This window comes from Rhizobium sp. LEGMi-198b, assembly GCF_054114205.1.
Window position 1 is genome coordinate 1,272,619 of the sequence record NZ_JBSYVH010000002.1, and the last position, 14,875, is coordinate 1,287,493.

Annotated in this window: 14 protein-coding genes; 3 read left to right on the forward strand and 11 right to left on the reverse strand. The window is 59.4% G+C overall.

The genetic code is table 11. The features are described from left to right. Positions 1 to 23 precede the first annotated feature (23 nt). Positions 24 to 989, reverse strand: a complete 966-nt coding sequence (gene tal, locus ACXHXG_RS12765; RefSeq protein ID WP_104824362.1) for a transaldolase — start codon at positions 987 to 989, stop codon at positions 24 to 26. 500 nt (positions 990 to 1,489) lie between these two features. Here tal and ACXHXG_RS12770 point away from each other — a divergent pair, with 500 nt between their 5' ends. Beyond that, the gene (locus ACXHXG_RS12770; RefSeq protein ID WP_104824364.1) at positions 1,490 to 2,479 is read left to right on the forward strand and encodes a sugar-binding transcriptional regulator; all 990 of its coding nucleotides are present in this window, start codon (positions 1,490 to 1,492) and stop codon (positions 2,477 to 2,479) included. 40 nt (positions 2,480 to 2,519) lie between these two features. Here the strand turns inward: ACXHXG_RS12770 and ACXHXG_RS12775 are convergent, their stop codons facing one another. Further along, positions 2,520 to 3,392, reverse strand: a complete 873-nt coding sequence (locus ACXHXG_RS12775; protein ID WP_457899471.1) for a methylated-DNA--[protein]-cysteine S-methyltransferase — start codon at positions 3,390 to 3,392, stop codon at positions 2,520 to 2,522. Positions 3,393 to 3,461: 69 nt separating this feature from the next. Next, the gene (locus tag ACXHXG_RS12780) at positions 3,462 to 3,965 is read right to left on the reverse strand and encodes a DUF2244 domain-containing protein (RefSeq protein ID WP_457899472.1); all 504 of its coding nucleotides are present in this window, start codon (positions 3,963 to 3,965) and stop codon (positions 3,462 to 3,464) included. On the opposite strand from ACXHXG_RS12780, the gene nth reads away from it, so the two are divergent. Continuing rightward, complete coding sequence (nth, locus tag ACXHXG_RS12785; RefSeq protein ID WP_457899520.1) at positions 3,964 to 4,761, forward strand: endonuclease III; 798 nt, start codon at positions 3,964 to 3,966, stop codon at positions 4,759 to 4,761. The two genes, ACXHXG_RS12780 and nth, sit on opposite strands and share 2 nt — an antisense overlap. 28 nt (positions 4,762 to 4,789) lie before the next feature. On the opposite strand, the gene ACXHXG_RS12790 is transcribed toward nth, so the two are convergent. Next, positions 4,790 to 5,503: a sulfate transporter family protein gene (locus ACXHXG_RS12790; protein ID WP_104824367.1), complete on the reverse strand. Its 714-nt coding sequence runs from the start codon at positions 5,501 to 5,503 to the stop codon at positions 4,790 to 4,792. Between the two features lie 255 nt (positions 5,504 to 5,758). On the opposite strand from ACXHXG_RS12790, the gene ACXHXG_RS12795 reads away from it, so the two are divergent. Continuing rightward, a complete protein-coding gene (locus ACXHXG_RS12795) occupies positions 5,759 to 6,610 on the forward strand; it encodes a MurR/RpiR family transcriptional regulator (RefSeq protein WP_457899473.1) in 852 nt (283 codons plus the stop codon). A 48-nt stretch (positions 6,611 to 6,658) separates the two neighbouring features. Here the strand turns inward: ACXHXG_RS12795 and ACXHXG_RS12800 are convergent, their stop codons facing one another. The 7 genes from ACXHXG_RS12800 to ACXHXG_RS12830 form a co-directional block, all read right to left on the reverse strand. After that, on the reverse strand, positions 6,659 to 8,242 hold the full coding sequence (locus tag ACXHXG_RS12800; protein WP_457899474.1) for an FGGY-family carbohydrate kinase: 1,584 nt from the start codon (positions 8,240 to 8,242) through the stop codon (positions 6,659 to 6,661). 20 nt (positions 8,243 to 8,262) lie between these two features. Further along, on the reverse strand, positions 8,263 to 8,937 hold the full coding sequence (locus tag ACXHXG_RS12805; protein WP_457899475.1) for an HAD family hydrolase: 675 nt from the start codon (positions 8,935 to 8,937) through the stop codon (positions 8,263 to 8,265). Positions 8,938 to 9,035: 98 nt separating this feature from the next. After that, a complete protein-coding gene (locus tag ACXHXG_RS12810) occupies positions 9,036 to 10,517 on the reverse strand; it encodes a mannitol dehydrogenase family protein (RefSeq protein ID WP_457899476.1) in 1,482 nt (493 codons plus the stop codon). A 146-nt stretch (positions 10,518 to 10,663) separates the two neighbouring features. Continuing rightward, the gene (locus ACXHXG_RS12815) at positions 10,664 to 11,662 is read right to left on the reverse strand and encodes an ABC transporter ATP-binding protein (RefSeq protein WP_104824372.1); all 999 of its coding nucleotides are present in this window, start codon (positions 11,660 to 11,662) and stop codon (positions 10,664 to 10,666) included. Positions 11,663 to 11,673: 11 nt separating this feature from the next. Continuing rightward, the gene (locus ACXHXG_RS12820; RefSeq protein ID WP_104824373.1) at positions 11,674 to 12,516 is read right to left on the reverse strand and encodes a carbohydrate ABC transporter permease; all 843 of its coding nucleotides are present in this window, start codon (positions 12,514 to 12,516) and stop codon (positions 11,674 to 11,676) included. Between the two features lies 1 nt (position 12,517). Continuing rightward, a complete protein-coding gene (locus ACXHXG_RS12825) occupies positions 12,518 to 13,390 on the reverse strand; it encodes a carbohydrate ABC transporter permease (protein ID WP_104824374.1) in 873 nt (290 codons plus the stop codon). A gap of 146 nt (positions 13,391 to 13,536) precedes the next feature. Further along, positions 13,537 to 14,853, reverse strand: a complete 1,317-nt coding sequence (locus ACXHXG_RS12830; RefSeq protein ID WP_104824375.1) for an ABC transporter substrate-binding protein — start codon at positions 14,851 to 14,853, stop codon at positions 13,537 to 13,539. Positions 14,854 to 14,875 lie beyond the last annotated feature (22 nt).

The following is a 14,875-nucleotide window of genomic DNA, read 5'->3' on the forward strand; positions in this document are numbered from 1 at the left end:
TCAAAAAGAGAAGCAACCTCGCATTAGGCAGCGGCGAGCTGCAGTTCCTTGCCGACCATGGTGCGAAGGGCGACCAGATCCTTGGCGAAGGCGCGAATGCCTTCGGCGAGCTTTTCGGTTGCCATCGCATCTTCGTTCATCATCCAGCGGAAGGTCCGTTCATCGACGGCGATCTTGGAGACGGAAGTCTTGTTTTCCGGCGAGAGCTTGCGCTCCAGCTTGCCTTCATCCTTGGCGAGTTCGTCAAGCAGGTTGGGGCTGATCGTCAGGCGATCGCAGCCGGCCAGCGCTTCGATTTCGCCGGCGCTGCGGAAGGAGGCGCCCATGACGATCGTCTTGATGTCATTGGCCTTGTAGTAATTGTAGATCTCGCGAACAGAAATAACGCCCGGATCTTCTTCTGGCGTGAACTCCTTGCCGGTCGACTTCTTGTACCAGTCGAGGATGCGGCCGACGAAGGGCGAGATCAGGAAAACCTTGGCGTCGGCGCAGGCAACGGCCTGGGCCTTGCTGAAGAGCAGCGTCAGGTTGCAGTCAATGCCTTCCTTCTGCAGGACTTCGGCGGCGCGGATGCCTTCCCAGGTGGATGCGAGTTTGATCAGGATGCGGTCATGGCCGATGCCGCGTTCCTTGTAGGCAGCGATGATGGAGCGGGCCTTGGCGATCGAACCTTCGGTGTTGAAGGAGAGATCGGCGTCGACTTCCGTCGAGACGCGGCCGGGAACGAGGCCGGAGAGAGCGGCGCCAACGGAGATTGCCAGGCGGTCGGCGACGGCAGCGGCAACGGCGTCCGGCGTACCACCCTGCTTCTTGCCCCAGGCGACGGCTTCCTTGATCGCGTCGGCAAACATCGGCGTGCCGAGCGCCTTCAGGACGATGGTCGGATTGGTCGTGCAGTCGACCGGCTTCAGGCGGGCAACCGCCTCGATATCGCCGGTATCGGCCACGACCGTCGTCATAGCGCGAAGTTGGTCAAGCTTGGATGTCATGATACGTATCCTTGTTGAATTGGCCCATTGAATTGAGAGATATTGACCGGCGAATTCCGTCCGGTTCGATGGACGACACGAAGACTGCAAGCGGATTGCGCCGTTCCTTCTCCTATGCCTCGGTAACGGGAGAAAAAGCGCGAAAGTTCCATTTCCGGTGAACGGTCAAAGCCGCGAAGAAGCAATTGCCGAAGACAGGCTTTCCGCCAAAACCGAGCGCCCTATATGGCTCCCTGCTTGGCCAGACGCATCCACGGCGCAGCACTCGCACATTGCCCTCCTCGACTGGACAAAGACCGACTTCCTCACGGCGACTATCATCAATCTCGCAGCGAAAAGTCAAGGACATTTGTGCATTTCAATTGACATAAGTTTCAAGCCATAGAATATCGGCAATAGAAGCTGATCTTGCTCGCCCCTGTCATGCACGATCGCCGCAACCTTTGTCGTTTGCGATCATTAAAACAAAAAGGGCGTGCAGAAATCTTGCCGGAGGACCTGTGGCCAAACTCAGACGTGGGACACACACCGCCTATTCCGAGACGGCGTCTCTGAGGCTGCGCGCTGCCTGGCTCTATTACAATCAGGGTCTGACGCAGAAGGATGTTGCCGAGCAGCTCGGCATCAGCCGCACCACTGTGATCCGTCTGCTGGACGAGGCGATGCGTCGCAGCGAAGTGCAGATCTGGATCAATGAAGGCATCGACGATTGCGTCGAACTCGCGATCAAGCTGGAACGTGCCTATGGGCTGGACGAGGCGATCGTCGTTCCTTCGCCCGCAGGCGGAGACGTCGACGCGCAGGCAAAAAGCGTTGGCCTGGCGCTCGGCCAGTTCCTGACCGAGGCGATTCCCGACAATTATACGATCGGCGTCGGCTGGGGCCGGACGATGACGGCTTCGCTCGCAAGCTTTCGCCCGCCACGCCGCGACAATTGCAAAGTGGTTTCGCTGCTCGGTGGCATCGTCGCTGTCCAGCAGACCAATCCCATCGACTATACCTGGCGTTTGGCGAGCCAACTCGGCGCGGAATGCTACATGTTCCTGGCACCGCTTTTGGTCGATTCCATTGAGACCAAGCGCAATCTGATTGAAAAATGCGGTCTGGAGGCGATCTACCGCCTGGCCGAAAGCCTCGATCTCGCCATCGTCAGTTGCGGCGATATCGGCCCCCGTTCCACCTCGCTGTCGGAAGGCTTCATCTCGAAGCAGGTGCTGGATCAGTTGATCGAGGCGGGCTGCGTCTGCGATACCATGTTCAATTTCCTCGATGCCGAGGGCAATTCCGTCGATCATCCGATCAACAAGCGCGTCATGTCGGTCGATCTCGACACCCTAAAGAAGGCCAAGCACATCGTCCTGTCTTCCGGCGGCGCACACCGCGCCCTTGCAATCCGCGCCACTATCAAGCGCATCGGGTGCAATACCCTGATTACGGACGAAGGCGCCGCAAAGGAACTGTTGCAGATGGCGATGGCAAAGGCAGCTTGACTCCTGCCTTCACCCCCGGCGAGGAGGAGGCAGAGCCCCCTCAAGCCTTCCCCGCCTCCCAGCCCAACATAGCCCGCTTGCGCGTCAGGCCCCAATGATAGCCGGTGAGATCGCCGTTCTTGCCGAGCGCGCGGTGACAGGGAACGACGAAAGAAACGGGGTTGCGGCCGACGGCGGCGCCGACCGCGCGCATCGCCGTCGGCTGGCCGATGTCTTTGGCGATATCGGAATAGGTAACAGCCCGGCCCATCGGGATCTTCAGCAGGCTTTCCCAGACCCGCACCTGGAAATCCGTGCCGATTAGCACGACGCGCAGCGGCTGTTCGCTCGACCATTTCGATGGCTCGAAAATCCGCGCCGCATAGGGCATGGTCGCCTGCAGGTCCTCGACATATTGCGCATTCGGCCAACGGCAGGTCATATCCTCCAGGCAAGCCTTCTCATCGCCGGAATCGCTGAAGGCAAGGCCGGCAAGACCGCGGTCTGTGACCATGATCAGCGCCAGGCCGAAGGGCGAGATATGGAACCCGTAGCGGATGATAAGCCCGCCGCCCTTCGCCTTCCATTCGCCGGGTGACATCGCCTCATGCGTGACGAAGAGATCGTGCAGCCGGCTTGGCCCGGAAAGACCCACTTCGAACGAGGTTTCCAGCAAGGGCAGGTCCTCCTCCCGCAGCAGCCGCTTGGCATGGTCGAGCGTTACGGCCTGCAGGAAGGCCTTGGGCGACAATCCGGCCCAACGGGTGAAGGTCTTCTGCAATTGAGTGGGCGATTGTCCGAGCCGTTCGGCGATCGTTTCCAATGACGGCTGATCGCGATAATCCTCGGTGATGAGCTCGATCACCCGGCGGACGGTGTCGTAGTCCGGTCCTTCCGGGGTGATGTCTGTCTTCAACTGTGCGATAGCATTCATAATCTTTCTCCTTAAAAAGGAGAACACCACGAAGAGAAGGGTAAAACCACCCGTTTCTTGCCTGGACGCTTATATCCGCTGCGTCACCGTTGCGAGGGCGCGTTTGAAAGCCTTCGCAAAGCTCTCCCGGTCCTCCGGATTGAGAAAAGAGCCGACATGGGTGTGATGGCTTCGATCGCGGACTTGCATCGAGACAACACCGATTTCACTGTGCCGGCGAACAAGGAAACGTGTCCAGAACGGATTGAAACGGTGTTCGACCATGCGGCCCGAGGGCGAGAATTTGCGGATCGAAACGTCGGTGCGCGACACCGTCACCTCCTCCCGCACCCTGCCAGAGCGGTAATTCAGCCAGAAGGCGCCATAGAGCAGGGTGAAATCCGCCCCGAAGAAGACGCCGATAGGCCATGCGCCACGGATGACGAATAAGATGCCATAGATCAGGCAGAACGCTCCCGCCAACGTCAGCATCACCTTGAATCCCCGTCGCCCCAGGGAGCGATGAGGAAACAGTTCGGCGGCGAAGACCGGCTTGTTGCTATCGATGTCAGTATCGGCGTTGCGTTCGGTCATAGGACTTGAGTATAGGTCGTTCATGGCAAACCCCAAGACCAAATCCAGCGCGCAAACCGTGAAAAAGTCAAATGCGGCCGCAAGCCGCAAGCCGGCTTTTAAAAGCCCCTATTCCAAGGCGGATCTGGACGAGATCTTTCGTCGTTTTTCCATCCAGCGGCCTGAGCCGAAGGGGGAACTGGAGCATGTCAATCCCTTCACGCTGGTGGTTGCCGTGGCCTTGTCGGCGCAGGCGACCGATGTCGGCGTCAACAAGGCGACCCGCGCTCTCTTTGCCGTCGCCGATACGCCACAGAAGATGCTCGATCTCGGAGAAGATCGCATCCGCGACTACATCAAGACGATCGGCCTCTACCGCAACAAGGCGAAGAACGTCGTGGCATTGTCGGAGAAATTGATCCGGGATTTCGACGGCGAGGTGCCGCAGACGCGCGAAGAGCTGATGACGCTGCCTGGCGTCGGCCGCAAGACCGCCAATGTCGTGCTCTCCATGGCCTTCGGCCAGGCAACGCTCGCCGTCGACACCCATATTTTCCGCATCGCCAATCGCCTGCTGCTTGCGCCAGGCAAGACGCCGGACGAGGTCGAACAGCGGCTGATGAAGGTAATCCCTGACAAATACCTCTACCACGCGCATCACTGGCTGATCCTGCACGGGCGCTATGTCTGCAAGGCGCGCAAGCCGGAATGCGAACGCTGCGTTATCGCCGATCTCTGTCGCTCGCCGGAAAAGACCTGGGATATCCCTGCACCATTGGTAGAGCTACCGCCGCAATTGGTCGGCGCCGCCGATTAGAGCTGCAATCGTCCTATATCTGCAATTTTCAGCCGCGACGAGCCGCTTCCTTCTGAGAAAGAAGCTTGTGCAAGTGCACCATCATCCCCGCGGCAAACAGCGGCGTCAAAAGGTTGACCAGGGGAATGGCGAGGAAGGCGGCGATCACCAGACCGGCAAGGAAAACGGTGAAGGCATATTTGCTGCGAAACCGTCGTGCCTCTTCCGGCGGCCGGAAGCGCATGGCGGCAAATTCGAAGAACTCCCGGCCAAGCAAATAGCCGTTGACCAGGAAGAAGGCGACGAGATTGACGCCGGGAATGAAAAGCAGAAGCAGCGCGATGATGTTGCCCACGACAACGATGCCGAGGAATTTCAGCGAACTCTTCATCGCCGGCACAAATGGCAGCGCTTTTCCCGGCGCATCGGCCGGATAATCCCTCTTCTCCACCACCTCAGCGACATCGTCGAGAAAGAGCCCTGCGATCAGTGCCGTAACCGGTGAGATCAGCAACGCCAAGCCTAGCGCCAAAACAAGGCCCGCCAGAACGGCGAGAAGAAAGGTGAGCCAGCTCGTCCAATCCGGTACGGGCGGCATGACGCTTTGTAACCACGGCAATACGAAGGCGATGAAGCTGCTGCGCAGCGCAAACCAGAGAGCGATAAGCGCCAGCAATGTGAGCCCGAGGACTTTCCAAAAAACCTTGCGCGTCTCGGCTGCAAAGAGATTGGCGACGGAAAGACGCGCGGCATGGATGATCATTCGTCCGATATCCCGTTAGTCGTGGCCGGATATGTAAGTAGTAATTGCAGATATATCAATATATTCCCGCCGGCCGCGTAATAACCCTCACCCATTTGAATTGTTGTAATCAAGTACGCACTAATATATTGTGGGTTTCATATGAAAAACAACAACCTAACATGATTAGCGGTCATCCAAAATCTGCAAGCACTCCGATTGTTTCCGCATTCGGCGCGATCACGCTTAGGATAGACCGTCAGCGAGGCGCAACATTTGGAAGACCTTGGCCAGAAGCTTAGACAATATATCAAAACAGGCACTCCCGCCGAGCGTCGAATCGCCAAGTATTTCTCCGAACACTTGAACGAGCTGCCCTTTGAAACCGCCTCTTCCGTCGCCGACAGGCTGGAATTGAGCCCGATGACTGTCGGGCGCTTTCTGCGGTCGCTCGGCTATCAGGGCCTGGATGGCATCAAGGTGCACCTGCGGGAAAATGTGACCCCGGTGACGCTGCAACTGCCGAACGTTCTGGAACAGTTGCAGAAGGACGCCAACGAGGGACGCCCGATTGCCGGCCAGATCGCCGAGCAGGTCGAGATGCTGCAGCATATCTACAATCTCACCAGCCAGCCGCACTGGCTGGATGCGGTCGCGACGATCCTGTCGTCCAGCGAGGTTTTCGTCACCGCGCATCTTAGTCTCGCAAGTCTCGGGCGCCATCTCTGCGACCGTCTCGCATTCGCACGCGATCATGTGCAGTTCCTCGACGGCGCCAATGGCAGCTATATCGAGCTGCTCGGCCATCAGTCGAACGACGCATTGGTGGTGATCGTCGATTCGCCTCGCTTCGTCGCCTCGCGGTTGCTTGCGCGCTCCGCCCGCCGCTCTGGCTACAAGGTGCTGCTGATCACCAGCCAATATACCGAATGGGCGCATGAATTCGCCAATATGACGCTGTCACTGCCGCCGCTGCGCGCCGGCAACCACGAAAACCTGTCGGCAATGATGGCGTTGCTGGAGTTCCTGGCGGTTGCCGTCATTCATGCGGCCGGCGAAGAGGCGGAGAGCCGCATCCACAGGATCGAAGAGCTGGAAGGCATGTTTGCCCACGCGCCGCTTCGATAATGGTCGACAAACGATGGCTTGGACGCCGGAAAGTCCTTCCGGCGTTTTTTATTCCATGGACTCCAGCTCGGCGCGATGACGATACATCGCGAGAAAGCGCCGATAATCGCGATCATAAAGCGTCTTCTTGCCCTTGTCCGGCATGCGCTCGTGACCGCCGGGATACATGGCCGCGCCGGCCGTTGCGAGGCTGTCGTAAAGACCGCAGGAGACGGAAGCGGCGATCGCCGTTCCCAAGAGCACCGCCTCGTTCATCTTCGGCACGACCACCTTGCAGCCGGTGATGTCGGAATAAAGTTCCATCAGAACCGCATTCTTCACGTGGCCGCCGGCGACATGCAGCGTATCCGGCACGTACCCGTAGTCATGCATCTTCTCGAGGATATGGCGGAGACCGAGCGCGACGCCGACGCAGGTGCGCCAATAGAGGCGGCAGAGGCCGTCGAAGGATGCATCCAGCGTCAGGCCGCTGACGACGCCGACCGCATGCGGATCGGCAAGCGGCGAGCGGTTGCCGTGAAAATCCGGAAGCACATGGATGCGCTCGCCAAAGGCATCGCCCTCGACGGCGCGAAGCTCCGCGATGCGCCTCACGATACGGTCGTGCAGCGCCGCCGTCGGTTCGCCGCCGGCCGCATGCATGCCGACGATATGATCGAGCAGCGCACCGGTCGCCGATTGCCCGGCTTCGACCAGCCAGGTGTCCGGAAACACGGCTTCGTAATAGGGGCCCCACATGCCGGTGCTGCGCTTGCGTTCGCGCAAGAAGGAGACGATGCAACTCGACGTTCCGGCAATCAGCGCCAGTTGATGCTCCAGCGCGTTGAGGTCGCCGGCACGGCCGCCGAGCGTGCCGAGCGCGCCCGCATAGGCATCGATCATGCCGGCGCCGACATGACATTCTCGGTCGAGGCCCAAAGCCTCCGCCGCTTGCGCTGTCAGCGTGCCGACGCTTTCCCCAACCGGAGTTGTCTCTTCCGGCAGGTTGCCGCGTTCGCGCAGATCGCCAAGACCGATCACATTGAGGAAATCCGTCTGCCAGCCGGGTTCGCGATGCGCGAGATAATTCCATTTCGCCGTCAGCGTGCAGCGCGAGCGCGCAAGCGAACCAGTGGCCTTCCAGGTCATGAAATCGGCGAGGTCGAAGAAATACCCGGCCCTTGCCCAGCTCTGCGGCAGATTTTTCTTCAGCCACATTAGCTTCGGCATCTCCATTTCCGGCGACATGAAGTGACCGGTATGTTCGAGAACCTGATGCTTGGTCGCCGTGCAGAAATCCGCTTCGGCAAGCGCCCGGTGATCGAGCCAGACGATGGTGTCGAACCGGTCTTCGCCACCGGTCGAAACCGTGAGCGGCTTGCCATCCGCGTCGCGCACCACCAGCGAACAGGTGGCATCGAAGCCGATGGCGCCGATGACGGAGATATCGACGCCGGAGGCGGCAACGGCGGCGCGCACCGCTGTGCAGACAGCGGCCCAGATGTTTTCAGAATCGTGCTCGGCGTGATTTTCACGCGGGCGGTTCATGATGATCGGATGTTCGCCCTTACCCAGCAGAGCACCGCGGGATGTGAACACGCCGGCGCGCGCGCTGCCAGTGCCGATATCGACCGCAACCACATGATCACGCATTCAGTATGGGCCCCGTCCATTTATGGCTTATTGCGGACAAGGTGTATCAAATCCGACATTGCGTCAAACACGACTTCCGGAGAAAGCCGCTCCAGTTCTGCCCGGTAACTCGGCGAATGAGCATGCGAGCCGCCGATGAAAGCGAACACCGTCATGCCGGCCGCCCTCGCTGCCGTGATCCCGGCCGGACTGTCTTCGATGACGATACAGTCCTGCGGCGCGACCTGCATCTGCTTGGCGGCATAAAGGAAGAGATCGGGTGCCGGCTTGCCGCGCTTGACCATGCTGGCGCTGAAAATATTCGGCTCCAGCCGCTCCAGCAGACCGGTAACGCCGAGCGACAACCGGATGCGCTCTATCTGGCTGGAAGAGGCGACGCAACGCGGAACGGTCAGCGCGTCCAGCGTCTCGGCAATGCCGCCGATGGGCTTCAGTTCGTTCCGGAAGCGTTCATAAAGGTCATTGCGGATACGATCGAGAAAATCCTGATCGATGAAGACGTCGAACTCCGTCTCCAGCGTATCGACGAGCGTGGCGAGGCTCTTGCCGAGAAAGCGCCTGTAGATGTCCTCCTCGCTCATATCGACGCCGACATCACGCATGGCCTGGAGGAGCACGCTGACGGACAGCGGTTCACTGTCGACGAGCACACCATCGCAGTCGAAGATTACGAGTCCCTTCTCCGCACCAGTCATCGCAGATCCAACCCGAACCCTGTTAAGCCGCGCCTCTTCAAACGCAGGCCTGGCCATAAAAATTCGGCCGGGACTTGGGCGCCCCGGCCGATAGACAGTTATTCCGCGAGTTTGTTATCGAGGTATAGCTGCAGGGTAACGCGGGTCCCCTTTTCCCACAGCGTTTTTAATGCATGGGCAAAGCGCTTGCGGAAAAGATCCGATTTGGCGACGTCGCCGAAAATATCGTCGAAGACGAGGAAGGCGCCCGGGTCGTTCTTGGCCTTCAGCGCGGCGGCATGTAGCCGGTCGGCGCTGGCATCGTTGAAAACGATGTCCTTGCCGCTGTCGGTGGTGCCGGCGAAGTAGCGGCACCACAGCGCCGAAACCAGCGCCAGGCCCACGACATCCTCTTTGCGGCGCAGACGATCGGCCGTCGACGGCAGGATGAACTTCGGCTGCCGGTTCGAACCGTCCTGTGCCAAGCGCGGAATGGTGTCGGCAATCTTCGGATTGGAGAATCGCCGCTCGATCAGCTTGAAATAATCGGCAAGCACCGTGTTCGGCACCGGCGGGATGACGGGAATGATCTCTTCGTTCTCGAGCTTGGCGAGGTAAGCGCGGATCAAGGGCTCTTCCATGGCCTCGTGCACGAAATGTACGTCCATCAGCGCCGCCGGATAGGCGATTGCCGCATGGCCGCCGTTCAGGATGCGGATTTTCATATGCTCGTAGGGCGTAACATCCGGCACGAAAGTAACGCCGACCTTTTCCAGCGCCGGACGGCCTGCCGGAAAATTGTCCTCCAGCACCCACTGCTTGAACTCTTCGCAATAGACCGGCCAGTTATCCTCGATATCGAAGAATTCCTTGAGCAGATCGATCTCGCGTGCGCCGGTTGCGGGCGTAATGCGGTCGACCATGCCGTTCGGGAAGGCGACGTTGGCGGCGATCCAGTCGGCAAAAGCGGGATCCGAAAGCTTCGCCGTGCCGACGACGGCGGCTTTGGTGACACCGCCATTGTGGGGAATGTTGTCGCAGGACATGACGGTAAAGGGTTGCAGACCGGCGGCGCGGCGGGCCTTGAGGCCGGCGACGATCAGGCCGAACACCGTCTTCGGCGCATCCGCATTCTGACCGTCGGCAACGATGGCCGGATGGGCGGGATTGAACTTGCCGGATGCGTCGATGAAATAGCCGCCTTCGGTGATCGTCATCGAGACGATGCGGATCGAAGGATCGGCAAGCTTGGCGATGATGACCGCGGCGTCGCCGACCGGCAGAATGTCGATCATCGGCGCGGTTACGCGCGCAGCGGTGCGATTATTGTCCTGTTCGACCACCGTCGTCAGGAAATTCTGAGCCGCGAGCTTCTCGCGCATGGCGGCGTCCGAAGGCAGGACGCCGGCGCCGATGATCGCCCAATCGTGGTTCTGGCCGACATTGAAAAGGTCGTCGAGGTAGACCGCCTGATGGGCGCGATGGAAATTGCCCACGCCGAAATGAACGATGCCCGCCGACAGCGACTTTGGATCATAGGCCGGGATGGCAGCCGTTGCAGCCGCCTCCTGAAGGGTTGCGAGCGATAATTTGCACGTCATGTCTCAAGTCCTTCTGAAAGGTCTTCTGCTCCGGATGGATTGGGAATGCCTTATCCGGCTAGGATGGCCTGGGCCCATCTGATGTGGCCCAGGTCTAATAGTATTCGCCATGCCGCGTGAGGCCGGACATGGCGAGGGCGCGCGATTTAGATCGACTGCCCCCTATCGTTGAACCGGTGGATGCGGGATTTGTCGGGAGTCAGATAAACGGTATCGCCGGCGCGTGCCGGGAAATCGCCGGTTCCGCGGGCCGTGATGGTGCCGATGCCATCGGCATCGATATGCAGGAAGGTGTCGGAGCCGAGATGTTCGGCGACGTTCACCCTGCCCTGCCAGTCCCCCTCGGTGGTCGACAGCAGTACGTGTTCCGGACGGACGCCGATCGTGTGGGCGCCGAGGTTCTGGGCATAGGCGCCCGTGACGAAGTTCATCTTCGGCGAGCCGATGAAGCCGGCAACGAAGATGTTCTGCGGGTTACGATAGAGCTCGAGCGGCGAACCGACCTGTTCGACATTGCCGCGGTTCAGGACGACGATCTTGTCGGCCATGGTCATGGCCTCCACCTGATCGTGGGTCACGTAGATCATTGTCGTCTTGAGCTGATTGTGCAGTTCGCTGATTTCGAGGCGCATGTTGACGCGCAATGCCGCATCGAGGTTCGACAAGGGCTCGTCGAACAGAAAGGCTGCGGGCTGACGTACGATGGCACGGCCGATGGCGACGCGCTGGCGCTGGCCACCTGAGAGCTGGCGCGGCTTGCGTTCCAGATAGTCCGTCAGGTTCAGAACACGTGCCGCATCCGCCACTTTCTTGTCGATCTCCGCCTGTGCCAGGTTCGCCATCTTGAGCGGAAAGGCGATATTCTTGCGAACGCTCATGTGCGGATAGAGCGCGTAGGATTGGAACACCATGGCGAGGCCGCGCTGGGCCGGCGCCAGATTGGTGCCGTCCTTGCCGTCGATCATAATCTGGCCGCTTGAGACATCCTCGAGGCCGGCGATCAGACGCAGCAGCGTAGACTTGCCGCAACCGGAGGGGCCGACGAACACGACGAACTCGCCGTTATTGATTTCGAGGTCGATGGAAGGGATGACCTTGGCTTCGCCGAAGACCTTAGAAACCTTCTTAAGGACAATGCTACCCATGTTTCTCTTCCTTACTTAACCGCGCCAAAGGTGAGGCCGCGAACGAGTTGTTTTTGCGAAAACCAGCCGAGGATCAGGATTGGGGCGATCGCCATGGTCGATGCCGCCGAAAGTTTGGCGTAGAACAAGCCTTCCGGGCTGGAATAGGAGGCGATGAAGGTGCTGAGCGGCGCCGCGTCCACGGCGGAGAGATTCAGCGTCCAGAAGGCCTCGTTCCATGCGAGGATGATGTTGAGAAGCATCGTCGAGGCAAGGCCCGGGATCGCCATCGGCGTCAGCACATAGATGATCTCCTTGGCCAGCGACGCGCCGTCCATGCGGGCCGCTTCGAGGATCTCGCCGGGGATTTCCTTGAAGTAGGTATAGAGCATCCACACGATGATCGGCAGGTTGATCAGCATCAGTACGACGACCATGCCGAGACGGCTGGCGAACTGATTGTTGAGCAGACCGAATGCCTGGAACAGCAAATAGATCGGGATGAAGGCGCCGACAGGCGGCATCATCTTGGTGGACAGCATCCACATCAGCACGTCCTTGGTGCGCTTGGTCGGCGAAAAGGCCATGGCCCAGGCCGCCGGAACGGCGACGATCAGACCAAGGATCGTCGAACCGAAGGCGATGAGCACCGAGTTGCCGAAGTGGAGGAAATAGTTCGAGCGCGATTGCACCTCGAAATAATTCTCCAGCGTCCAATGGAAGAAGAGGAATTGCGGAGGCGAGGCGATGGCGTCGCCCTCCGTCTTGAAGCTCGTCAGGAACGTCCAGAGGATCGGGAAGAAGATCAGGATCGCGACCACCCAGGCGGCGACGGATACGACCACCTTATGTTTGGTTGAGACAGTACGAGCCATCTTAAGCCTCCAGATTCTTGCCGACTGCGCGCATCAGGAAGATCGCGACGATATTGGCGAGGATGACGGCAATGATGCCGCCCGCCGACGCGCCGCCGACGTCTTGCTGCAGAACGAGCTGCGAATAGACCAGGTAAGTGAGGTTGGTCGTTGCCGTGCCCGGGCCGCCATTGGTGGTGACCAGGATTTCGGCGAAGGCCGAAAGCAGGAAGATCGTCTCGATGAGAATGACGACCGTGATCGCACGCGCCAGATGCGGCAGGATGATGTAGATGAACTTCGACACCGCGCCGGCACCATCCATTTCGGCGGCTTCCTTCTGCTCTTCGTCGAGCGACTGCAAAGCAGTCAGCAGGATGAGCGTTGCGAAGGGCAACCACTGCCAGGCAACGATGATGATGATCGAAAACAGCGGAATCGTCTCCAGCCAGGTCAGCGGATCGAGCCCGACGAGCTTGAAAAGATACGCCAGAAGCCCGTTCACCGGGTTCATGAACATATGTTTCCAAATAAGGGCGGCGACCGTCGGCATGACGAAGAAGGGCGCGAGCACCAGCATGCGCACGATGCCTTGGCCGAAGATCGGCTGATCGAGAAGGAGCGCGAGAGCGATGCCGCCGACCACCGTGATGATCAACGCGCCGACCACGAGCAGGATCGTTACCAGCAGCGAATTCCAGAAGGCCGGATCGGTGACGAAATATTCGTAATTCAAGAACCCGATGAAGTCATGCGCACCGGGAGACATGAGATTGTAGTTCAGCGTCGAGAAATAGATCGTCATGACCAGGGGGACGATCATCCACGCGAAGAGAAGCAAAACCGAGGGCGCCATCATGACGCGTGCGGTAGAACGGGTGTGTAGCGTTGCCATGGCAAGTACCGACCTATCTTTTAGCAGGGAGAGTGGCCGCGGACCGGCTAAAATAAAAGAGGCCGCCGAAGAGCAATTCGGGCACTCGGCGACCTAAGGGAGGAGAGCGCTACGAGCCGCTCTCCTCCATACCCTTGGGAGGTTTCTTATTTCGGATAACCAGCCTTGGTCATTTCACGGCTGGTCAGTTGCTGTGCGGCCTTGAGCGCCTGATCGACGGGGATCTGACCTGCAAGGGCAGCAGAGAACTGCTGGCCGACGGCGGTGCCGATACCCTGGAACTCAGGAATAGCGACAAACTGGACGCCGACATACGGGACCGGCTTGACGGTCGGGTGGGCCGGATCAGCCGCATTGATCGAGTCCAGCGTCATCTTCGCAAAAGGTGCTGCCTTCTGATAGTCCGCATTCGCATAGAGCGAGGCACGGGTACCGGGAGGTGCATTCAGCCAGCCTTCCTTCTGGGCAACGAGGTTGGTGTAATCCTTGCTGGTTGCCCAGGAGATGAACTTCTCGGCAGCTTCGGTCTTCTTCGAAGAGGCAGGGACCGCCAAGCTCCATGCCCAGAGCCAGTTGCCGCGCTTGCCGAGGCCCTTGTCCGGCGCCAGAGCGAAGCCAACCTTGTCGGCAACCTTAGATTGCTTCGGGTCGGCAACGAACGAAGCTGCGACGGTCGCATCGATCCACATACCGCACTTGCCGGTCTGGAACAGCGAGAGGTTTTCGTTGAAGCCGTTGGACGAAGCGCCCGGAGGGCCAGCGTCCTTCATCAGCTTGACGTAGAAGTCCAGCGTGTCCTTCCATTCCGGCTGATCGAACTGTGCCTTCCATTTCTCGTCGAACCAGCGAGCGCCGAACGAGTTCGACATCGCCGTCAGGAATGCCATGTTTTCGCCCCAGCCGGCCTTGCCGCGAAGGCAGATGCCGTAGACTTCATGGTCCTTGTCGGTAATCTTGCGGGCTGCGTCGGCTATGAAATCCCAAGTCGGCGCATCCGGCATCTTCAAGCCGGCCTTGTCGAACAGGTCCTTGCGGTACATCACCATCGAGCTTTCACCGTAGAACGGCGCAGCATAGAGCTTCCCGTCTACCGTCAGGCCGCTGCGGATAGCCGGGAGAAGGTCATCCACGTCGTAGTTCTTGTCGGCAGCAAGCTTATCGAGCGGCGCGAGCCAGCCGAGCTTGCTCCAGATCGGCACTTCGTAGGTGCCGATCGTCAGCACGTCGTATTGGCCGCCCTTGGTAGCGATGTCCGTCGTAACCTTCTGGCGCAATACGTTTTCTTCGAGCGTGACCCACTGCAGGTCAATGTCGGGGTTTTTGGCTTTGAAATCGTCCGTAAGCTTCTGCATACGAACCATATCGCCATTGTTCACGGTGGCGATCGTGAGGGTTTCGGCGGACGCCATTCCAGCAAACATCAGTGCGGAGCATGCGCTCAGCAGGAAAGTTTTCAATTTCATATCTTCCTCCCAGAAGATCAAA